Below are 22982 nucleotides of genomic sequence, written 5' to 3'. Positions count from 1 at the left end.
TATGCCTTAGACAAGGCTGAGCTTGTCTAAGGCATAGCAATTAATACTACTGTTTTAGCTGTGCTTTTGCAGCCTCAACCTTTTCAAAATCAAGACCTAATTCGTTAACTGCTTCTTTGATCAATGCAGGGTTTTGCATTACCAAGCCCATCAACTGTTGAAGCTTTTCGGGTGGAATTCCTAGTTGCTGAATAGTCGCCATCGCCATCATTGGGTTTTCAGTCAGCTGGGTAAATACCGCTTGGATCTGTTCATCCGAAATATTGTGCTCTTTAAGTAATGCAATGATTGGGTTCATCTTGTTTCCTAACTATTTTTTACTAATCGTGCGGCGTAAAAACCGTCAAATTCTGAATTTACTCCTGGAAGTAAACGTAGTGAGTCTTCTAACTGCCAATTGGGGTTATTTGCCAAAAAGCGTTCAACCTGCTGCTCATTTTCAGAAGGAAGAATTGAACAAGTTGCATACACCAGTTTGCCACCCACCTTACACATTTGACTGTAACGCGCTAGAATATCGGTTTGCAAAGCAATAAGTGTGTCTAAATTTTGCGAATTCAAGTGCCACTTTGCATCTGGATTCCGCTTTAATACACCAAGACCAGAGCACGGTACATCCAATAGCACGCGATCAAACTTCTCTTTTTGGCGCTTAATGGTTTTATTGTTTTGAATAACACGCGTTTCAGCAACATGCACACCAGCACGTTTCGCGCGTTGTTTCAGCGTTTCAAGCTTATGTTCATGGATGTCCATAGACAACAAGCGACCTTTATTCTCCATTAGCGCCGCTATATGCAAACTCTTACCACCAGCGCCTGCACAGGCATCAACCACTTTATGACCGGGCTGTATTTCTAAAAAAGGCACGATTTGCTGAGAACCTGCATCTTGCATTTCAAACCAACCCGCCTGAAATGCTTGAGAGCGGAACAGATGGCTATTGGACTCAACTTTTAGCGCAACATGAGAATCAAGCGCAACCTGTGAAACCTTGATCCCTTCTTTTGCCAGAGACTCTGTTACTGTCGCAATATCGCTTTTTAGGCTATTGACTCGCAAATATTGTTGGGCACTTTGATTTAGCGCGGATGCAACCGCAGGCCACTGCTCACCCAGTTGCTCATGCGCGACCTCGTTTAACCAATCAGGTAAAGATAAGCGAACAGCTTGAGGCGCCTGCTCAATTAAGCTTTGCAGCTTTTCCAGATTATAACGCTCGGTATCCACCCACTCTGGAAGCGGCTGCGCTGTAACAACTTGGCAAGTTAACCAGTAGCCAAAGCCATCTAGCGGCATTTCTTCATGCTCAAGTAGGTAAGCCAGTAACCGTTTAAAGCGGAAGATATGGTAATAATTGCTCACCACATACTGCCTTTCATCAAGGTTCCACTGAGGGTTGTTCTGTAGTAATTGAGTTAATGCTTTATCGGCATGAAGAGAAGTATCTAGCACATGTTCAATGCACTCAGACAGAGTTTGGACTAACGAGCGAGTTACAGACACGATATGGTCTCGATTATTGCTAAAACACTATTTTAGCGCGCATACCATGGGGCATCAATTGGAGTTTATGATCTTTGCCAGAGAATCTTAAAAGTTGTGGGGCAAATATAGTAAGCCCCACAGCTATTAGCTTATTTAACCTGAGGTTTGGATAAAAAACAAACTAACTCATTGTTTTTAAAATAATATTAAATTATTTCCTTGTCTAGCCAGAGAGTTTTAGGGGTAATTAGGCGAATTTACGCACCAATAGCTTGCTATTGGAAGTGAATTCAACGCAGTTAGCGCTAAAACTGGCTGCTAGAAAGGCATTAATTATCCGAAGCTCAGGTTATTTAGTTAACCGCTAACCAAGGGCCCGAGCCATCGGCAGTTGGGATATTTCCTTTGGTCCACCATTTGGCTTCGTAGATCACACCATTGTAGCTCGCTCTATCACCTTTTAAGTAAACCTTGTCGGCATCCCAAGCGGGTACACCGTCAACAGGCGGTTCAGTTGGGTTGGTTGGTAAGTCATCAACGACACGAACTTCAGGCCAGCTTGCGTGTGATTGATAAAAGTTTGTCACGCATTTCTCGTAGTCTCCCGGCACAAGTGCGGAATAAGCTGTTTGATATCCCACGAGTTTACACTCAAATGAATAACCTCCTGGGCGGTCTGCATAATAAGCCCAATCACCTTCCCAGTTGGTGTAAAGGACATCAGTCGCGCCGTCGAGGTTTAGGCTACCGTATGGTGTTTGCTGCCAACAGGTATTTTCTTCATCAGCTTCAATGGTGATGTTGTAATAATGCGAGAGCCCTTCCCAATAACGAATGCGGTTTACGGGCTGACCTTTGTCTTTATTTTGCGCGCCGCATTCAATACCACCATTGATAATATTAATCGTGGTACCAAAGCCATAACCAATCCCCGCCTCACTTTCACGCAATGATGGCGTCCAAGTTCTATCAATAACGTGTAACATTGCAGGTTTTGGCGCTTGCGGCGTTAAGAAAAACCAAATTGCAGACGCTAAATTTAGCCAAGAGTCTGCTACTAAACCAGGGTTGTTTAAAAGCACCGTTGCATCACCATTAAACATAACTTCACTAAATGCGCCATAGTTGAAGTGATATGAAAGCTGCTTAGCGCCTCGGCCAAAATATCCTTGTCCTGTCCCGCATGGCCAGCGGCGATTCTGCCAGTCATTTTGTCCACACCCCGTGGTATAGCCAGCTTGCCCTTCTGACCAACCCATTTCACGCACATGAACCAATGCTTGTTGCCACTCTTCTAACCCGAGAGGGTTATCAGAAGTATTGTCTTTGGCAATATGCCCCCCCGTTTCTTGGGCAAAATGCGCAAATGCAGTCACGATTGAGCGTTTACAGATTGCGTCGGCGTCTCTGCCATCAGTATAGTCGCCACAAAATGCGGGAAACTTACCAATAGCACGCAAAAAGCGCGTATAGGTGTATTCAGGCGCCGCCATTTGCGTCAGAAATTGCCACTGAGTTTGACCAAATACCCGCTCAGCTCTTTTTACATTATCTGGATTACTGGCAAGCCCAGGCGCAATGGCCTCTACAACGGTATTATCTCTTGTTTCCAGTGCTTTTGACCAAATCGCATACATAGGGTTATTGGTCTTCGCGCTCTGGGCATTATCCAACTCTATTCGAGAAACAATATAACCATTGGGGTTTTGTGGATCGGGTTGCGGACTCATGGCCATCACTTGACTTGCAGTTATGGCAAGCGAAACTGCGGTCGCTAATTTTAGACTGTTCATACTTTTCCTTTACATGTTGTTGTTAATAGTGGAACCCACCAATTCAACAATTATTAACAAAATGACATCGCTGTCAAATTTTGTTCACTTTTTATTCTTACAACATATGTAGTAACGTCCTCCAAAATCGATGAGTCTTAGCGTTTTTGGTACATGATCCAACGTGGTATGCTAGGGCCTGTTGACCTTTGCGGTTTGATTTTTGTTCTTCTGAGTGTGTTTTGGTCGCGACGCTCGACTTGCCGCCTAGTGATCTAGGAAAAAGTTGAGCAACAATGAACAAAGCGCACTCAGGTGAACCCAAAGGGCAGCGCTTGATTTGCATTTCTACTGTGTTCTCGCCTGACTCACATAGAATGACTATGCTACGCAGGCTCTGCCTTGTATAAATACCAATCAAACTGCTGCAAAAACAAACTTGAAAGATAAACAGGCCCTAGTCAAAATGCCTCACAGTAAATAACAACAACAGAGAGCCTATGAAAATTATTCCTTTACAACCAGAACATTTCGAGCGTGTTATCGCACTTGGCAATCTCGTTCATGGTGATAATTATCTTGATAACGCAGGCATTGAACAAATGCGCCAAAAAGGCTGTAAAGACGGTATAAATGCTTCCTTTGTTGCCTTAAGCGATGACGATGAGTTGCTCGGTTTTAGAACATCATATAGTGCTGGACAATGGCCTATAGATAAGTGGAGTTCACCGTCTTTGTGGCCTGTCGATCAAAATGACATGGCCTATTTTAAATGTATCGCGGTGTCACCGAACGCACAGGGCCAAGGTATTGGGCCTCAATTACTAAAACACGCAATAACAGCACTAAAACAACAAGGCGCAAGAGCTAGCGTTGCTCATCTTTGGAAACAGAGCCCAGGTAACGGTGCCGTTAAATACTTCACCAAAGCCGGTGGCAAACTGATCAAAGTCCATGATGATAAGTGGCTAGATGACTGTATTTATCACGGCTATGTTTGTACTATTTGTGGTACAGAATGTCACTGCCAAGCAGCAGAAATGGTATTGGAGTTTTAAGATGTCAGGGTTTGATCCTCTCACTCAGCCACATTGCCAAGGCCAAGCTTTTGCCAGTAGCTACTGGGCTGCAACCTGCCCTTTAGGTACCCCTAACCCTTCGCTAGATAAACCACTACAAGTAGATATCGCAGTGATCGGTGGCGGCTTTACGGGCTTACTTACCGCCTACCATTTAGCTACCACTCATCATCAAAGCGTTGCCCTATTTGAAGCCAATCAAGTAGGCTTTGGCGCGAGCGCGAGAAATGCGGGATTTGTGCTACCAAGTACGGGACGGCTTGGTTATGCGCAACTGGCCAAAAAATATGGTTTGGATGTCAGTAAATCCATATATCAAGAGTATAACAACGCCGTTGCTTTAGTCCGAGAACATATCAACGGCAATCACATTGATTGCAACGTGCAAGCATCTGGGTATTTGAAAGTTGCACACAATCAGCAAGCATTTTCGCTACTAAAAGCGCAGTCCGAATTTCTCACTGCAACCATGGGTAGCAAGAGCCATCAATTACTGTCTCGGCAACAACTGACCGAAACCTATATGCACAACCAGCAAGGGTTTGGCGCATTGCGATTTGACAACGCGTTTGGTGTTCACCCGTTGAAACTGTTACTAGGTTACAAGGCATTAGCTCAGCAAGCTGGTGTGCAACTTTATGAAAACAGTCTGGTCACCCGCCACCAGAACCCAAATGGCAACCACCAGCTCGAAGTGAACGGCCACAAAGTCTCAGCAAATAAGGTAGTGATCGCAGCGAATGCCTATGCTCAGCGACAGTTTTCACCGTTAACTCAAGGGCGTTACTTGCCTATTTTAAGTAGTATTATCGTGACTGAACCACTTAGCGATGAGCAACTCGCTGCCAATGGCTTAATCACAGAGCAAGTCGTCATGGATACCAGACAGCTTAAATACTACTATCGTCGCCTGCCTGACAACCGTATTTTGTTTGGTGGGCGAGGCGCGGTGTTTGGGCATGATCAGGACAATGCAAAATATCAATACAACTTGCGCTCAGCACTTAACGATTGCTTTCCTAAACTCGATGTTAAAGTTGATTACTTTTGGAGTGGTTATATTGCCGCCGCGCTTGATGATCTTCCCCATATCTACAGCGAAAACAATACCGGGTATGTACTTGGATATTGCGGCTCAGGTGTAGCGTTTAGTGCTCAGGCAAGTATTCGACTTGCTGAAAAATTAATGGGTCTTAAAGTCCCTAATTTACCAATCTATACCAAGCCACTACCTAAGTTTCCGATGCCACGATTACGGAGAGTAGGTCAACTCGCGTATTACCAATATGCTCAGTTGATGGATAAATTCGCTTAGCAAATTAAGAAGGTGCGCCTATCACGCACCTTTTTCAACGACTAAAAGCTATAGCGCAGATTAAAACCAACGTTGTTGTACACATCAGCATTTCTATAGTTTAGATTTGCAGAAATATGATCAGTAAAATGGTAGCCAATCTCAGCAAGGTATACAAAACTACTTTCTCCTTCCTCACCATTGATGCGTTCAAACCCAATACCGGTCTTCGCATCGAATGAGTCTACCGAGAGCGCATAAGCCAATTCAAGATGATAAAGATCGGCATCGTTGTTAGCTGATACGTCAATTTCATTTCTATAACGGTATTCGCCGTTGATAATATATTCCACTTCCGCAGTTGCATCCATTTGCAACTTGAGCCGAGAATAACCACCATATAAATCCAGCGATGATTGTTCTGATAGTTGAAATTCATGACCCACTAGTACAGTAAATTATTTCCAGTCTGTATCAACTTTTGTTTCGATTATTCGAGCGCCAACGCCACTAGCGATATCATTTTGCTGACTGTTTTTATCACTCGATATTATATAGGTACCCTGTAAGTAAAATTGGTCGAAGGATTTTTTTGCGCTCAGCGCCATCCCTGTTGGCTTTATTTCACTCAGCTCTTTAATTGAGATTTTCCCATAACCTATCTCAACGTAATCTTTTGATTGTGCGAAGCAACCTGAGCTTACCAAAGCTACTGAAAGGCAAGCAGCTAACTTAACTGTAGAATTCATGATCATCTCCTTATCTATCTACATAGTAAAGGTCGGAGCATAACAAGGTTTTGTTGCACGTTTAAGTGTTTCTAGAATAAAAACACTTTTAATATTAATTTATTTAACCTGAGGTTTGGATAAGGAATGAACTAACTAATTGGTATTACATGCTGGGTGCGATGCAAAAAGCTTAATTTGATAGGAAAATTCGAAGAGATGAACACGAATGTCAAAGAAATAATAGCTTGGTGTTAACAGGTATAGTAGCGAAAGTTTGGATTAGAACATGCATTTTGCTTTAGATGCAATTTCTACTAAAAGAAACCGCATCTTATCTAGGGTCTGCCGACCTTAATAACCGTGATATCAGAAACTATATCTTAGGTTTACACCAAAGTTATCGTATTCGTCTGCATTTCTGTAGCTAACATTAGCCGAGATGCTCTCGGTAAATTGGTAACTCAGCTTGGCTAAGTATACAAAGTTAGTTTCGCTTTCATCTTCTTGAATACGTTCTAGACCAAGGCCAACGCGTGCATTCAGAGCTCCGAATGAATGCTCGTAGGCAGCTTCAATATGGTAATGATCGCTCGTGTCACTCTCTTTATCAGAGAAGCTGTCTTGATAACTGTAGCCATCGTTGTAAGCAATATCTGCGATGCCTGAATAATCCAGTTCTAATTTGTATCTAGAATAACCACCATATACATCGACGAAGCCAGCATCTGTTACATCAAACTGATGACCAACTAAAAGAGTAAGATAGTTTAAATCTGTCTCAACTTTAATCGTTGTTTCTATATTTGCGTAATAATCGCTTTCGATTGAAGTACCTTTAAAGTCATCACTTAATGCAGCATAAGTACCTTGAAGATAAAAGCCGTCAAATGCCTTGTTTACCGTAACTGCGATACCCGTAGGCTTGAATTCATCAACACCATCAAGCGTAATTTTTCCATAACCTAGTTCAACGAAGTCTGTTGAGTTTGCTAGGCTAGCTGTTGATGCAAATAATGCAGATACTAATGCCACTTGCTTTAAAATTGAATTCACGATCCACTCCATCATTCTCGTATTTAATTCGTGGCGCATACTACTGAAATTACATATAAATACAACTAGAACCCAAAATAAATACAAAATGACTTTGTAACAAAGTTTGTTACCATTAATCAAACCGTTAACTTGCTCGAGTTCAACTCAGTGTCGTAAACCAAGAGGAAGAAAATTAGCTAGGCGCTTTGGAAGTGGATGTTATGCCGTTCACAACAAGATTAACGGCATGACAAGGGCATTGTAGTCAGAAGCTATACCTCAAATTCAGACTGAGGGTATTGTAGACCTCAGCATTTCTATAGCTCACGTTTGCGGAAATATTATTGGTAAAACGATATCCAACCTCTGCCAGATACACTAAATTATTCTCACTTACATCATCCTGGATCCGCTCAAAGCCAACACCTACCCTAAAATTAAGGTCTACATGTGTATAGTCATAAGCAGCTTCTAAATGATAATGATCACTTGACTCATTTTCCTCTTGGTCAAGAAATAATATAAGCTCTTTATTGGTGTAACCATCATAGTACGTCGTATTGACTAAGCCTGAATAAGCTACCTCCAATCTATGCCTAGAATAACCGCCATAAATATCAATAAGGCTATTATCATTCAAATCGAACTGCTTACCGGCCAATAAGGTATAAGTTCTAGAGTCAACATCGAAATCTAAAGTGGCTAATACGTCTTCTTCTGCACCATAAACTAATCCGGTAACCGCGACGTCATCAGCCATCAGAGCAGAAGAACCTTCTAGGTAAAGCCCACCGAACTCTATATTTGCTGTAATGACAAAGCCTTTAGGCTCAATCTCACTGACGTTATCGAACGCTAACCGACCAAATCCAAGCTCCATAAAATTTGTTGAGCTGCCGATGCTAGGTAGTGAAGCTAACATGGCGGTAAGACTTATTGCCATAGTTGAAACTGAATTCACAATCGTATCCTTGTTGATAGTTCCATGGTTAGAACCCAATATAGATACAAATTATTCGTATAGCAAATGCTTTACAATATGAGAACTTAAAAATGCCTTACTACTCCCTCTCTCTACGCTCACAAGCATTAATCTTCAATTAGCCAACGAAGATCAACTCCCCTCAGTCATACTGCGCTTTAATCTTTAGGATTTCTGGTAGGTTTTCATTGAGTAATTCAACTAATTTTGGGTCAAAGTGCTTACCACTTTCAGAATGAATGAAGGCTAATGCCTTTTCAATAGGCCAAGCCTCTTTGTATGGGCGCTTTGAAGTAAGTGCATCAAACACGTCCGCAAGCGCACAGATCCTCCCTTCAAGTGAGATTTCTTCCCCCTTTAATCCTTTTGGATAACCGCTTCCATCAAATTTTTCGTGGTGCTCCATGGCCATTAAATATGCAAGCTTGACGAGTTTTGAATCAGAGTCCGCGAGTATATTTGCACCCAGCTCAGCGTGTTGTTTCATCACCTCATACTCTTCGGCATCTAAACGTCCGGGTTTCAGCAAAATGCTGTCGGCAATACCAACCTTGCCAATATCGTGCATCGGGGCGGCGAGCATCAAATCTTCCGCATACGCTTCCGGTAAACCACAAGCTTTAGCAAGCACAAAGCAGTAGCGGCTCATTCTTGCAATATGTTGGCCTGTTTCATTGTCTTTGTATTCCGCTGCCTGACCGAGCCGCTGCATCAATTCAACGTATGCACTTTTAAGCTCAGTAGCACTAACTAAAGACAAGTGCGTCTTCACTCGCGCTCTAGTTATAGCAGGGCTGATAGGCTTTGTGATGTAATCAACACCACCTAACTCAAAGCCTCGAGCTTCGTCAAACTCTTCACTCAAGGCGGTCACAAAAATCACCGGGATCCTCGCCGTGGTAGGGTCTTCTTTTAATTTGGAGCAGACTTCAAAACCTGTCATTTCTGGCATCATAACATCGAGTAAAATTAAGTTAGGTAGTTCTTTATCTACTAGCTCCAGCGCCAACTTTCCTGACTTTGCAAACTTCATACGATATTGATTGCCCAGCGTTTGCTTTAGAATTTGCAAATTTGTCGCTTCATCGTCAACAGCTAGGATCAGAGGCTTGTGGTCATTTATCATTACACATCAGTACTCATTAATTGTGCGAGAATTTCCTCCGCACGTTCAAATTCAAAATCATCCAATGCATGTTTCAACGCCTCTACCTGGCTTCGGTAAGTAAGGGGCGCACTCTCTAACAATGCGTCAAGCACATCATCCTCGACTTGCGCCTCATCTATCATCTCTTTTACTTGTGGCAAGTTTTGCTTAAACAAAAAAACGTCGCCCTCACTCAACGCGTTGGTCACGACTTCTTCATCACTCAGACCAACCACGTCGTCTAGTTTTTCAATAATGAGCGCCATTTTGGCTCTCAAGCGCTCGTCAATTTCCTTTTTACGCTCTATTTGCTCTAGCAGAGCAAATAGCGTCTCCAAAGCCAGGTTTCCGGCAACGCCTTTGATGGTATGAATGCTCTGTAGCACATCATTCGTAAACTGACCTTCGTGCGCAAAGAGCGCTATCACTTCTTCTCTTTTACCTTCCCAAAAACGCGCCAGTTCTTTTAAAAACCGAGCCTCACTGCCCCACAGGTTTATTGCTCTAGCTCTATTTATAAGCTGTTTGTTGCTGGTTTGCCTTACTCCAATCGCCGTATGAGCGATATTGATATTGAGCGTCTCAGCAATAGTGCGAGTTAAATCTTCTATCACCACTGGTTTTGACGCAAATGCAGCCATACCAGCAGCTTTTGCAGCGGCTCTGTCCTCGCCCAACACACTCGCGGTCAGTGCAATTACCGGTGTCTCTTGTTGCCTATTTTCTCGTTCATATGCTTTGATAGCACGCGTCGCCTCAAGTCCATCACAACCCGGCATATGAATATCCATTAGAATAAGATCGTATTGTTGCGCTTTTGCTTTTTCGATGGCCTCAAGCCCATCTCCTGCGACCTCTATACTATGACCTTGCTTTTCAAGTAATAAGCTCAACAATTCGGTATTTTGTTGAATATCATCGGCAACCAATATATTTAACGGGGGAAGCTCGACATGAACATCTTGCGCTATTGTGAATGCCGCGATTTTCTTAAGAGGCACTGTAAAGTAGAAAGTAGACCCTTTTCCAAGCTCACTATGAGCCCATATTTTTCCACCCATTAACTCGACTAGCTGACGGCTAATGGTCGTCCCAAGACCTGTGCCACCAAAGCGGCGACTCATGCTCTCGTCGGCCTGCTCAAAGGGGTTGAAAATAGAATCTAGTCTATCGTTGGCAATCCCTATACCTGTGTCTGCAATTTTAAACAGTACATAATCGTCATGGGATGACTCAACACTAAGCTCTACACTGCCCTGTGCAGTAAACTTAATGGCATTACCCAATAAATTAACCAGTACCTGCCGTAAGCGGTCTGAAGCACCATGATAAGTTTGATGCAAACTGTGACTCATCGTGAGCTCTAGTTTTAAGCCCTTTTTCTTTGCTTGATACCAAAACGTCGATACCACGTTGTCGAGTAGCTCAGAAATACAGAAATCATTCTCAATCAGGTCGAGCTTGCCTTGGTCCAGCTTAGCGGAGTCTAAAATGTCATTAAGTAAATGCAGCAGCGCCTTTGCACTGGTAAGTATCGTATTTACATGCTTACTTTGATCGGGCTTCAGCTCAGACTCTCTCAGTACTTCACTAAATCCTAAAATGGCGTTCATCGGCGTGCGAATTTCATGACTCATGTTCGCCAAAAACGCTTGCTTGGAAGCCGCTGCGCTTTCAGCGATACTTTTCGCGGCACGTAGTTCGTCTTCCATGTTCTTGCGCTCGCTAATATCAAGTAATACGCCCGCAATGCCCTCAACTTTACCCGCTTGATCGTATTCAAATGAACCTTTATCCAGCACCCACTTGGTATGGCCAGACTTGTGTAATATTCGATATTCCTGCGAGTAACTCGCTTTGCCGCATTGCAGTGCTTGTTCAACCACATCGTGCGTTAAGCTTTTGTCGTCTTCAATAATCAAGCTAGCAAAATGAACTTGCCCAGAAATAAACTCCTCTGCTCGATAGCCTGTAAGCTGCTCAACAATGAGGCTTACAAACGACATTGTCCATTCGCTATCTATCCGGCAGCGAAACGCCACGCCAGGCATGTTATTTAATAGTGTCCGATAACGCGTTTCCTGCTCAATCAGCGCTTTTTCCATTTGCTTTTGGGCTGTTAGATCAGTGATAAAACCCACATAAAATGCGCTTTGGTCTTTTAGCTCAACCTCTCCTATTCCCAATCGGATAGGCACCAGATGCCCTTGCTTGTGTAGCGCCTTGATTTCACGGCCAACCCTTTTAAATTGTTCAAGGTAAGTGCTGTCGAATGATACTTTCGTTTGCGCTTCTTTAGGTAAAAACACCGCAACATTGCGACCAAGCGTTTCTCCCTCAGACCATCCTAAAATTCGTTCAACTAACGGGTTACAGCTCTTAATGATACCGTCACCATTGATGGTGATGATCCCGTCAACGGCCGTTTCTAGGATCGCCGCAAGCCTAGATTCATTAGCGGCTTTGTCTGCAGCCACCGAACGGTACTTGCTCGCGGTATGAATAAGCGCAGATAAAGCACTAATGATCATACTGACAGCTGCAATAAACAATGCAAGTGACTGTGTGTGCTGATCTTGCATTTCTTGGCTGATGATTGGTGAGTCAGATACAAATTTTGCCGCCTGCATGCCCGTGTAATGCATTCCCGACACCGACGCCCCAAGCGCCAAAGCACCTAAACACCTCACAACACTGATATTGTTGTCACTGACATAATCGCGCAGCTTACTTCTCGTTTGAATTGCGATGAAAGCGAGTGACACCGCAACGATAATTGATAAGCCAAAAAGTATAGGATCATAGCCCAGCATAGGGCCAAGCTGCATGGCTTCCATACCGCTATAGTGCATGGTACCAATACCGGCCCCCAAAATGACAGCGGCAAGCCCCTTAACTGTAAGTGTGACATTTGGTCGAGTTATCAAATCAAACGAAACCCAACAGCCTAAGAAAGCGGGGAAGATAGACGCTGCAGTAAGCCAAGGATCGTAATCCACTTCTACACAGAGTGAGAACGCCAGCATCCCAATAAAGTGCATACTCCAAATACCACCTGCCATGGCAACAGCACCGCCAAATTTTGCGAGTCGATTTATACGGCTATTTTGGTTTTGCTCAGCAAAGTCGATCTGGATAAGCGTAAAAAATGAGGCAATAACAGCCACAAGCACAGATAACGCCACAAGCATAGCATCATAAGTTCCGTTGAGTAGCAACTCTGGTGCGGGATCGGTTACAAAAAACGTATTTAACATAGCAACACAGATAGTAAGATATTCTTAGAGTCTAGCTTTCTAGGACTGAGTTTGACAGAAAAAAGCGCTGTCAAAACAAGATTTCAGGATAAATTCATCTTTATTGTGAGCTAGTACTATCTCACTAGGAAATTTAACGACAATATAGGTACAAGTTAATCGATATAGCCAATGTGGGCTATTCGTATCCGACTAGCTCAGCGTACCCTTCACCGGTATAGCCGCCGGACACTTTTACTCTTCCTTCCCAATACGGGATCGTCAGCTGGTTTCTCGCATCACGATTGATACTTTCTATCAGAATAACAGGACTGTGCTTTAGTCGTAATTGCCATTTAAATGGATAGCTTACTCCATCTAACAAAACCTGCTCCAAAACACTTAATTGAATATCCTTATGCGCTATTTCTGTCGCGCTACCCTCAGCTGTAATTTCAGTGCCTCGGCAATCTTTGTAGACTTGTTGGCTATCACGAATACAAAATACCATTAGTGCACCATTCGATCTGTCTTGACTCCGAATGCTAAACCAGTCCCAGCCGCGTTGTGATTTACTGATAAATGAGGAAGACCATTCTCTATCGAGCCACGCGTCACCGCTGACTTGATGTGTTGCACCTTGAAAAGTAAGCTCACCCGAGACGCTTAAAAAAGGATAGCTGTAGTACATGGAGGCATGGCCGTCGGACGTTTTTTCACTGTAGCCATTCTTCCCATGTAGCACCATTGGGCTTGTGTTAAGTGTTAAACTAACACGGCTGTTTTCTTCCTCAGCATGAAGCGTTAACGGAAAAAATGTTTCCGTCTCACTGCGCAAATACCAATTATCTAATTGCGTGATAAATGGGTCTGCTTGAATTTTTACTTGTCCTGCTCTGCCATAACGTTCGAAGGCTTGGTGCCTTGTATTATCTTGAATTGCAAAATGCGCAAAGTATAACTCACCATCCCACCATGAACTGACATATTGACCGCTGACAACTGAGGTTCTAAATAACGTCCATTGAACACCAAACTCTTGCCCTGAATCACTTTTTAAGTTTGCAGTAACATACCACCATTCAATGCCTTGGTCCGGATGACTGCCGTGATCAAGTGGAAAACTTAACTGATATGAGGGAGAGACCGGATCGCCTAACTCAAGATTGAAAAAATCATTTTTTGAATTAGAGACTTCTGATAATTCCGGTGTGCAGCCGACTCCCACGATTAACAGTAATAAAACGATAAGATAATTAGTCTTCATACAACAGATCCGCAGTATCGTAACGACTCAGTTTGAGTAGAGGTAGTACACTAACCAGCAAAGCTAAACCAAAAATTAGGGTGATCAAGACTACGATCTCAAGATAAGGTAATAGAAAAGGGATCGTCCAACCGAAGCCAATTGGCATCACAAATTTAAGCAAGATCCACCCGAGCATTCCCCCAAGTATTGTCGCCAGCACTAAACTCACAAGCAGAATAACGGCGCTTTGCCCTAATTTAATGGCAAATGCTTGCCAAGTTGTAACGCCTAATGTTTTTAAGATGGCCAATGGTTGAATTTGCTTGGCGCCGAGTGTCAGTAATGATACCCATAGCCCAAATAACGCGATAGCAACTATCATTAAATTTAACGCGTGTGTTGCATAAAACGTATGTTCAAACAAACGCGTAGCGTATTGTTTAAAACGCTGATTTTGAACCACTTGAGAGTCGTTTAAATGAAATCGCTGCATGACCTTTTGCTTAAATAAAACGGTATCAATATCTGGCTTCAAAACAATTGAAAAACCATATGCTTCATAGTTAAGCCCAGCGTTTTCAATTGCGTCACTAACGGCGACGAACACCGCACGCTGCTCGCCATAATCGTAATAAAAACCCGTTATCTCACAGTTAATATGCTTTTTGCCTTGCTGCAACCGAATACGCTGGCCCAACTTAACGCCATACAATAATTTACTTGGCTCATTAGCAAGACACCCACTCACGTTATTATTCGCATCATAGTAAAGCACCTCGTTATTAGGAGGCGATCCCGATAGTAGCGTAAGATTGTAGTGATGTTCACCAGAGCGACCAAAGCTTATCAAACTCGCAGGTTGGGGATCTCGTTGATGTGTGCTCAGACCATAACTTATCTCTGCACGCCAAAATACACCGACCTTGTCGATATCCTGTTGACTTAAAAGCCATTGATATTGCACATCAGAGACTTCGCTAGGCCTCACATATAGATCTGCGCTAAGGCGGCCATCTAAATGGATCTGCAAAGCTGAACTAAAACTGCTCACCATAATTTGCAACCCTACGGAAGTGCCAACCGCAAGCAATACGGCATAAACACTGATTGCAAGCACTCTGATCTGCTCGCCACTGTCTGCTTTCATCCATTTGACTAATGGATGCTGAGTTGGAATACCTTTAAACGCGGCTCGTAGTACCAGCGGTGTTATCATAAAAAAGAGCAACAGTAAGCAAACGCACAACCCAAGCGCATGAAATGGCGCTTCGCTACCAAGATAAAAATACCCAGCGGCCACAGCCAGTAGACTTCCACTCACTATTTTACTCTGCCAAGATTTATAAAAAGTAAGAGGCTTTACTTGGCAATAGGCCACACTGGCAAGTACCAAAAGGTTTAACACAAATGCTTGCAGCACGACTAACCAACTGAAATTAACCGGTAAACGTCTATCTAACGCGAATAAGCTCTCTAACGCCATTGAGATCTCACTCACCAATAAGTTCGCCCCCAAGAAAGCCACACCTGCGCCCACCAGTGCAGCAATCAAACTTAAGGCGAGCACCTCAATGACTACTGCTGCGACTACATTTGCTTGAATACATCCGAGTAGTGTGAGTTGCTGATGTAGTGTTTTTCTTGCGTGCAGACAAAGCTTTATGGCGTTAAAACTTAAAAAAGCGCCAACTACGTAGCCTAGGAATGCAAGTGCTTGCAGGTTGAAGAAAAATGCCTTCGACAACGAGTCGAATGACTGTGCTTGTGCACTTTGCAACTGAGCTTTGTCACCAATAATCTGCCTAACCTTTGTCTCATCCAATACTGCATTTGAGATCTCTATATAACTTATTCGACCCGCTGAATTCAGTAAATGGTCAACTAATGCAATATCGGCTAATGCGGCATCACCAGTCAGTTCCGATAAAACAACGAAGTGTACATCCGTATCAAGAAGCTTGATCACTTCATGCCTACTGAGCGACAACTGTTGAGCCATCGTGTCGGATACGTAAATAGTGCTAAATCCGAATCGTAATGGTGCTATTTGATTGCCTGACTTACCTCCCTGTGATTGCGCTTTTGGAAGAGCAAGCCATTGCAAAGTATTACCCCCTTTGATGCGAAGCCTATTCCCGCTCGGCAGGGTAAGCACGCCTTCCAAAACTGGCTCAGCAGATACGACTCCTGCGTTTCGAAGCGCCGTCCACACATCAGCAGTCAACATCTCGCGGCCTACGCTTGGACGGACAAAATGACTAATTTGATTGTTAATAAGTGCGCTGGTTTGCTGATAGCGATCTGTTGCTTCTTGATTTAGTCCTCGAATTGAGCCAAGCAAAGCACTACCCAAGGACAAGCCAAAAACGAATAGCAAAAACAACCAAAGATGCCTTTTGTAGAACTGGATAAAAACAGTAAGTATCAGCCTAATTTCTGATAACGCGCTCAGCCGTTCCATCACTTTAGCCATAGGCACGGTTATTTTGAATGGTGACTTTTCTATCGAGGCTGTCGGCAAGGTGTTGGCTGTGTGTAACCATAAGCAAGTTAACGCCTTGCTCTTCGCACAGCTCACGCAGAAGTGATACCACTTCTTCGCTTTTCGCAGCATCTAAGTTGCCCGTCGGTTCATCGGCCAGCAATAACTTAGGCTCGTTGATCATGGCACGTGCGATACCAACTCGCTGCTGCTCACCACCTGACAATTGCTGCGGCAAGGCTGTTAATTTATGCAAAATCCCCAAGCGCTCAGCCAGCGCATTAACATCGCTTTGCTTTGGGTTCAATTGATTAAGCTGTGCTTGAAAAACGATATTGTCGTAAACAGATAAAGGGGCAAGCAATTGATAGCGCTGAAATATCATCCCCAAACCACGACGGTAGAGCGCCAGCTCGGTATCATTAAATTGAGTAATATTTTGCCCATCAATAACAATGCTGCCGCTATCAGGCCTTAATAAACCACCAATCAGATGGATCAGGGTAGTTTTACCCGACCCGCTATCACCAACAATAGCGACCTGTTCTTTAGCGGCAATACTGAGACTAAGCTTATCTAATACAGCTCGATTCACGTCACCATCACGACGCGTGAAGACTAAATTTTGCACTTCTACCACTGTATGCACATTCCTTTACTACTATGTGGGCACTACTCAATGCATCTGTCTCGTCAAGTAGCCAGAATCTTTTATTTCTCGTGTAAGCACAGATTAGCTATCGTTTAACTACCAAGGAATAGCATCACCGCTATAGTCGTAAAAACCGCCGCTTTGTGCATCCACAAAATGAGATAACACCGAATAGATCCCATTTGCAGACTCGTCAGGGGTAATTAACGCATTAGGGCCACCCATTTCTGTTTGGACCCAGCCAGGATGAATAGCGACGGTGCGGATCCCTTCACCCAGTAAATCATTTGATAGGCTTTTTACCACTGAATTTAATGCAGCCTTCGAACTGCGATAGATATAGCCGCCGCCTTTGGTATTCATGGTGTGACTACCAACCTTAGAGGAAATGGCTGCAAAAACCTTTTCATTGCCGTTGCAAAGATGGGTGTAAAATAGCTCTGCGAGTCGCATGGTGGAAAATACATTAACCTCCATCACTTCTCGCCACGCTTCTATATCTGTTTCACCAAATGCATAGTCTTTCGGCCCATAAATACCCGCATTGTTAATAACAATATCGATGGCAACAGGGGCTAGCTTCTCGCTTAATTCTTCCATCTGGTCGAAATTGGTCACATCTAAAGCAAATACTTGGAGCTCAGGAAAAGTAGGCGCGAGAGAATTGAGTTCTGAAGCAATAAGCGGGTCTCGACACGTTGCTAACACGTGCCAACCAGCCTGCAGATAGGTTTTAGTTAACGCAAGTCCAATACCGCGGTTTGCACCAGTGATCAGTATTTTTTTCACAGTTGAAGCTCCTAAGCCGTTATGACAAAAGCCAATGGTGTAAATTCACTATACTGATGATAGGTTGAATAATCCACTTTTTGCACACGTGACTAGCGTCTCGAGTCACAACATATAAATCATGAATTTAATTCAACTTCAATCATTCTCGTTCATTAAGCCAATTCAATGCATCTCCTTTATCATCAAAATACTTCACTTTACCAGTAACAAACCAGTTACCTATTGTTGCAGCAAGTCGATGCCAGTTTTTGCCGCCATATATTGCTACTTTGGCAAATTCAGTGCTATGCCCAAAGGCGAGTCGGAAGTCATCCCACATGGCCCTTGGCTCCCAGCCCTCAAAATCAGTCGCATCAAGAAATGCATAGATCTTAGGCGTTGTTACTGCTTTAAGTGCACTCTCGATTATTGGTGTAATAATAACATAATCTTCATGAGTGAGTTTACCTGTAGGCTTAAGTGTGAGATAAATATCATCTCCAAAGCGCTCAGTGCCTATTGATATACCATGGAATGAATTCGTCATGTTCTCTTCCTTTATGTTTATCTCATAGATAAAAAGCATAATTAAGTCTCAGTTTTTTTGCCAATATCCAAACTTTTTTCATTATTGTCAGCTTCCGTTCAGATTTCTAATACTACCATGCGCGCCGTTGAGTCGATGTAGCTCAATATATGGAAATTAAAGGGATGACTATGAAAAAACTACTATCTATCGCAGCTGTTTCACTACTTGTTTCAGCAGCAGCTCAGGCTAACACTGGTAACGTACAAAAAGAGTGGTTCAACACCGCTAGTTACACAGATTATGACTATGATGGCTCTGACAACCGCGCACTGATGCTTTCTTCTCGCTATTTCTTCGCACCTCAAGAATCAGTAGGCGTATGGGATGACTTTGGCTACCTTGATACGGACAGCAATGTAGGCGTAAGTTACTTTAACGATGATTATTCAAATGCTTTCTCAGCTGGTGGTGAAGGCTTTATCACTAAAGAATGGTTTGTAACTGCTGGCATCGCAGATCTTGGCGAAGCTGACGACCATTACTTTTTCGGTTTTGGTTACCTTTACAACGACAACCTAAAGCTAAGCATTCGCCAAGAAGAGTTTGAAAACGGTGATACTACTTGGTTCAAAGCTGAGTACAACCACGAACTAAATTCTACAGATTACATCGGTTTCACAGTTGAAACTGAAGACGAATTTGATTACCTAAACCTAAGTGCACGTTACTTCATGCACGTTGGTGGTGACAGCTACTTCACAATCGATGTAGAGCACAACCGTATTGATACTGATGGTTTTGACGACAACGTAACAAACGTGCTCGCAAACTACTACTTCACTCGCAACTTTGCGCTTGGTCTAGGTTCATATGATTCAGACTTAGCGGTAGAAGCTAAATACTTCTTCAACGACACTTACTACCTTAAAGGCAGTGTAGTTGACACAGACGGCGGTGAAACAAGCAACCTAACTTTTGTTGCTCAGTTCTAAATCAACACATGATTGAGGTACATCTGTACCTCCCCCAACTACTCAACACCTCTTCGCGACCACACTCCGCGTTGGGGTGTTTTTTCACATTTTGAAACAAGCTACTCATCTAAATTGGGTGCATTTCGCTTATCAATCGTTATTATGTATCAAAATAATAACGGAAATGCCTATATTATGATGAAGATAAAAACACTCGTGCTCGCCATTGCTGCGGCAGCCGCGCCTTTTGTTTCAGCGTATCAGACCGAAGATACCCGCCTACTCCGCTTTCCAGATATTCACAAAGATAAAGTCACTTTTGTGTACGCTGGCGACATTTATATTGCCAATACCAACACAGGTAAAAGCCAACGTCTGACTGACCATATTGGTTTTGAGACTTTCCCTAAGTTTTCTCCTGATGGCAGTAAAATCGCTTTTGCCGCTGAGTATAATGGCAGCCGTCAAATCTACGTGATCAATGCTGACGGTTCAGGATTAAAGCAACTGACTTATTACAACGATGTTGGGCAAATGCCACCTCGTGGTGGGTTCGATTACCGTGTAATGGATTGGACGCCCGACGGCAAACATATCGTCTTTAGAGCAAACCGTACTCCATGGGGCAAACGTATGGGTCGCCCTTATATGGTACCGGTAGAGGGTGGACTCGAGCAGCCGCTGGCTATTCCGGAAACCGGCGGTGGCATGCTTTCTCCAGATGGTAGCAAGTATGTTTACACACCAATCGACAGAGAGTTTAGAACCTGGAAGCGCTCTCGTGGTGGTCGAGCACAGGATGTTTGGATTTATGACCTTGAAAACAATACATCTAAACAACTCACAACCGACAAATCAACCGATCAGCAACCAACTTGGGTGAATGACAGTATCTACTTTGTGTCTGATCGTGACTACACGCTCAACCTTTATAAATATCGAGATGGCAAGTCACCGGTTAAAATGACTGACCACAAAGACTTTGACGTGCTGTGGCCATCAGCCGGACCAGATGCCATTGTCTACGAAAATGGCGGTTACTTATATCGCTTTGACGAAGCGACAAAGACAACTAAAAAGCTAAAAATCGATGTTGCTGGTGTGCGTCAATATGCCATGCCATATAGTAAAAACGTTAGCGACTTTATTGATTCTATGGATATATCACACGATGGTAAGCGCGCATTGTTTACTGCCCGTGGTGAGCTATTCTCAGTCCCAGTAAAGCAGGGGCCGACTCGTAACCTCTCTTACACGCCAGAGGGCCGTGAAATTGAAGCAAGCTGGTCACCGAATGGCCGTTATATTGCCTACATGAGCGATAAAACAGGTGAATATGAAATCTATCTAAAAGATAGAGCAAATAACAACAAAACCATTCAGTTAACCGACAATGGTACCATCTGGCGCTTTACGCCAATTTGGTCGGCTGATAATAGCAAACTGCTCTTTGCAGATAAAAACCACACGCTATGGTGGGTCGATGCGAAATCTGGCGATATGCATAAAATTGACACCGCCAAATACGACGAAGATGGTCTAACCGAATATACTTGGTCACCAAACAGTGAAGATATTGTTTTTGTTAAAAACAACGAGAACCGCTACGCTTCACTTTGGCACTATAATATCAAGGATAAAAAGGTCACTCGACTGACTGACAACATGACCAGTGAGCGTAACCCGACTTTTTCACCTGACGGAAACTACATTTATTTCACTTCTGAGCGTGACTATAACCTTACCTTTAGCAGCTATGAATTTGATTATATGTTTAATAATGCCACGCGCATTTATAGCGTTGCGGTGAATAGTCAGATCAAGCCGCTTAATGCCTTTGAAAGTGATGAGTTAAGCATTCAATCAGACGAAGAAACGAAAAAGGACAGCGACAAACAAGAAAATCACATTGAGGCCAACGGCTTTATGTCACGGGTTATATCACTCTCAGCCCCAGCTGGTAACTACAGTGCACTCACAGGTGTGGAAGGGGGCGTACTGACCTTAACAGGCGGTGCGTTAAAGTTACTCGGCACCGAGCCGGATAGCAAACTAGAAACCGTCGCCGAAGGCGTAAGCAGCTATAAAGTTGCCGCTGGTGGTAAACACCTGATCGCTCGCGCTGGTAACAACTTCAGTGTAATTGCACCAAAGCCAAAACAAGATTTAAAAGCCAGTCAGCTTGATTTATCTAAGATGGCACTGAAAATCGACCCGCAAGTTGAGTGGCAACAAATGTATGTAGAAGGCTGGCGTACCTTACGCGACTGGTTCTACGACGAGCATCACCACGGTCAAGATTGGGATACTATCTTGGAGAAGTATCAACCACTTGCCAGCGCTGTCGCACACCGTAGCGACTTAGACTATGTACTTAGCGAAATTGCGGGTGAAATCAACGCAGGTCACATTTACGTACAATCTGGTGATGCCCCAACAGCCGAGCGCAAAAAGCATGGTTTACTTGGCGCAGAAATAAGCGCTCATCAGTCTGGCTACGTAAAAATTGAGCGTATCTACAAAGGTGAGAACTGGCATGAAGACTACCGTTCACCACTCGATGAAACTGGCGTGAATGCCAATGTAGGTGATTACATCATCTCGGTAAATGGCCGCTCGGTAAAAGACGTGGTTAACTTTTACGAGCTACTTGAAAACACCCAAGGCGAGCAAGTTGAGCTGGTATTGAGTAAATCACCAAACGCTGATGATAGCTGGAAAACCACGGTAAAACCTGTCGCCAGCGAGCAAGGCTTACGTTACATGGCATGGGTTCAATCACGTGCTGACTACGTGGATAAACTATCAAACGGTAAGATTGGCTACGTTCACCTGCCAAATACTCACTATGATGGTAATCGCTCGTTATTTAAAAACTTTATGCCACAAACGAGCAAAGATGCGCTGATCATCGACGACCGTTATAACGGCGGCGGCTTTATCCCTGAGCACATGATCACTTGGCTTGCTCGTAAGCCACTTAACTATTGGAAACGCCGTGGTGTTGAACCAACAAAAACACCTTCGTTTGCACACGATGGTCCAAAAGCCATGCTTATCAATGGTTATTCAAGTTCGGGCGGTGATGCTCTACCTTACTACTTCCGTCAGGCGGGCCTTGGCAAACTGATTGGTACTCGCACTTGGGGTGGTCTTATCGGGATCTCAGGCAATCCAAGTCTTGTTGACGGAGGTCAGGTTATCGCTGCAACCTTCCGAATACTAGATAACGATGGTAATTGGATCATCGAAAATGAGGGCGTAAGCCCTGATATCGAAGTGATCGATAGACCTGAACTTGTTCATGCAGGTAAAGATCCTTCTGTCGAACGTGCGGTGAAAGAGCTACTACAAGAGTTAAAAGATAGCCCGAAGAAAACACTGACAGTGCCTCCTGCACCATCTAAGTTCTAATTATTGTAGAAATATAAAAGGCTGGACTCTCAGCCCTTTATATTTTCGAACAATCTCAATATCTGTCTTTATGCGATTGTCAGGGTAAGAGCTTACTTCGTTAACGACCATTAACCAAAGATAAGTTCTGCCCTGAATTCATCGTCA

General features: G+C 43.6%; 19 protein-coding genes. 4 read left to right on the top strand and 15 right to left on the bottom strand.

Annotated features, from left to right (window positions below):
* Nucleotides 1–46 precede the first annotated feature (46 nt).
* The 4 genes from PPIS_RS21240 to PPIS_RS25775 form a co-directional block, all read right to left on the bottom strand.
* Nucleotides 47–298, bottom strand: coding sequence for a DUF2999 family protein (locus PPIS_RS21240; RefSeq protein WP_010369956.1), 252 nt, complete (start codon nt 296–298; stop codon nt 47–49).
* An 8-nt stretch (nt 299–306) separates the two neighbouring features.
* Complete coding sequence (locus tag PPIS_RS21235) at nt 307–1506, bottom strand: RsmB/NOP family class I SAM-dependent RNA methyltransferase (RefSeq protein ID WP_019647297.1); 1200 nt, start codon at nt 1504–1506, stop codon at nt 307–309.
* A 335-nt stretch (nt 1507–1841) separates the two neighbouring features.
* Entirely contained in the window at nt 1842–3281 is a 1440-nt protein-coding gene (locus PPIS_RS21230; RefSeq protein WP_019647298.1) for a chitinase, read from the bottom strand.
* A 97-nt stretch (nt 3282–3378) separates the two neighbouring features.
* Complete coding sequence (locus PPIS_RS25775) at nt 3379–3606, bottom strand: hypothetical protein (protein ID WP_081629141.1); 228 nt, start codon at nt 3604–3606, stop codon at nt 3379–3381.
* Between the two features lie 154 nt (nt 3607–3760).
* Between PPIS_RS25775 and PPIS_RS21220 the strand changes: the two genes are divergently transcribed.
* Nucleotides 3761–4318 (top strand): GNAT family N-acetyltransferase, encoded by a 558-nt coding sequence (locus PPIS_RS21220; RefSeq protein ID WP_010369967.1) that lies wholly within the window; start codon nt 3761–3763, stop codon nt 4316–4318.
* Nucleotide 4319: 1 nt separating this feature from the next.
* Nucleotides 4320–5654 carry an NAD(P)/FAD-dependent oxidoreductase gene (locus tag PPIS_RS21215; RefSeq protein ID WP_010369970.1) on the top strand — a complete coding sequence of 445 codons (1335 nt, stop codon included), beginning with the start codon at nt 4320–4322 and terminating at the stop codon, nt 5652–5654.
* A gap of 41 nt (nt 5655–5695) precedes the next feature.
* Here PPIS_RS21215 and PPIS_RS21210 read toward each other — a convergent pair whose 3' ends face one another.
* From PPIS_RS21210 to PPIS_RS21160, 11 genes are all read right to left on the bottom strand, one after another.
* Nucleotides 5696–6079 carry a hypothetical protein gene (locus PPIS_RS21210; protein WP_010369973.1) on the bottom strand — a complete coding sequence of 128 codons (384 nt, stop codon included), beginning with the start codon at nt 6077–6079 and terminating at the stop codon, nt 5696–5698.
* A gap of 12 nt (nt 6080–6091) precedes the next feature.
* Entirely contained in the window at nt 6092–6382 is a 291-nt protein-coding gene (locus PPIS_RS21205) for a hypothetical protein (RefSeq protein ID WP_010369975.1), read from the bottom strand.
* A gap of 348 nt (nt 6383–6730) precedes the next feature.
* Nucleotides 6731–7417: a porin family protein gene (locus PPIS_RS21200; protein WP_010369978.1), complete on the bottom strand. Its 687-nt coding sequence runs from the start codon at nt 7415–7417 to the stop codon at nt 6731–6733.
* A 247-nt stretch (nt 7418–7664) separates the two neighbouring features.
* The gene (locus tag PPIS_RS21195) at nt 7665–8360 is read right to left on the bottom strand and encodes an autotransporter domain-containing protein (protein WP_010369981.1); all 696 of its coding nucleotides are present in this window, start codon (nt 8358–8360) and stop codon (nt 7665–7667) included.
* Between the two features lie 163 nt (nt 8361–8523).
* Nucleotides 8524–9507: an HD domain-containing phosphohydrolase gene (locus PPIS_RS21190; protein WP_010369985.1), complete on the bottom strand. Its 984-nt coding sequence runs from the start codon at nt 9505–9507 to the stop codon at nt 8524–8526.
* Entirely contained in the window at nt 9507–12785 is a 3279-nt protein-coding gene (locus PPIS_RS21185; protein WP_010369987.1) for an MHYT domain-containing protein, read from the bottom strand. The genes PPIS_RS21190 and PPIS_RS21185 overlap by 1 nt, the downstream gene beginning before the upstream one ends.
* A 178-nt stretch (nt 12786–12963) precedes the next feature.
* Nucleotides 12964–14031 (bottom strand): lipocalin-like domain-containing protein, encoded by a 1068-nt coding sequence (locus tag PPIS_RS21180; protein WP_010369989.1) that lies wholly within the window; start codon nt 14029–14031, stop codon nt 12964–12966.
* On the bottom strand, nt 14021–16474 hold the full coding sequence (locus tag PPIS_RS21175; RefSeq protein WP_248694126.1) for an ABC transporter permease: 2454 nt from the start codon (nt 16472–16474) through the stop codon (nt 14021–14023). Before PPIS_RS21175 ends, PPIS_RS21180 begins: the two co-directional genes overlap by 11 nt.
* 4 nt (nt 16475–16478) lie before the next feature.
* On the bottom strand, nt 16479–17135 hold the full coding sequence (locus PPIS_RS21170; protein WP_010369993.1) for an ABC transporter ATP-binding protein: 657 nt from the start codon (nt 17133–17135) through the stop codon (nt 16479–16481).
* 108 nt (nt 17136–17243) lie between these two features.
* On the bottom strand, nt 17244–17936 hold the full coding sequence (locus PPIS_RS21165) for an SDR family oxidoreductase (protein WP_010369995.1): 693 nt from the start codon (nt 17934–17936) through the stop codon (nt 17244–17246).
* A 142-nt stretch (nt 17937–18078) separates the two neighbouring features.
* A complete protein-coding gene (locus tag PPIS_RS21160; protein ID WP_010369997.1) occupies nt 18079–18465 on the bottom strand; it encodes a SpoIIAA family protein in 387 nt (128 codons plus the stop codon).
* 170 nt (nt 18466–18635) lie between these two features.
* Here PPIS_RS21160 and PPIS_RS21155 point away from each other — a divergent pair, with 170 nt between their 5' ends.
* Complete coding sequence (locus PPIS_RS21155) at nt 18636–19439, top strand: putative porin (protein WP_010370000.1); 804 nt, start codon at nt 18636–18638, stop codon at nt 19437–19439.
* A gap of 144 nt (nt 19440–19583) precedes the next feature.
* A complete protein-coding gene (locus PPIS_RS21150) occupies nt 19584–22835 on the top strand; it encodes a S41 family peptidase (RefSeq protein WP_211290398.1) in 3252 nt (1083 codons plus the stop codon).
* Nucleotides 22836–22982 lie beyond the last annotated feature (147 nt).

Source organism: Pseudoalteromonas piscicida, from assembly GCF_000238315.3.
Lineage (GTDB): Bacteria > Pseudomonadota > Gammaproteobacteria > Enterobacterales > Alteromonadaceae > Pseudoalteromonas > Pseudoalteromonas piscicida.
The sequence above is the reverse complement of the archived record's forward strand: the minus strand, read 5'-3'. Positions and strand labels throughout refer to the sequence as shown.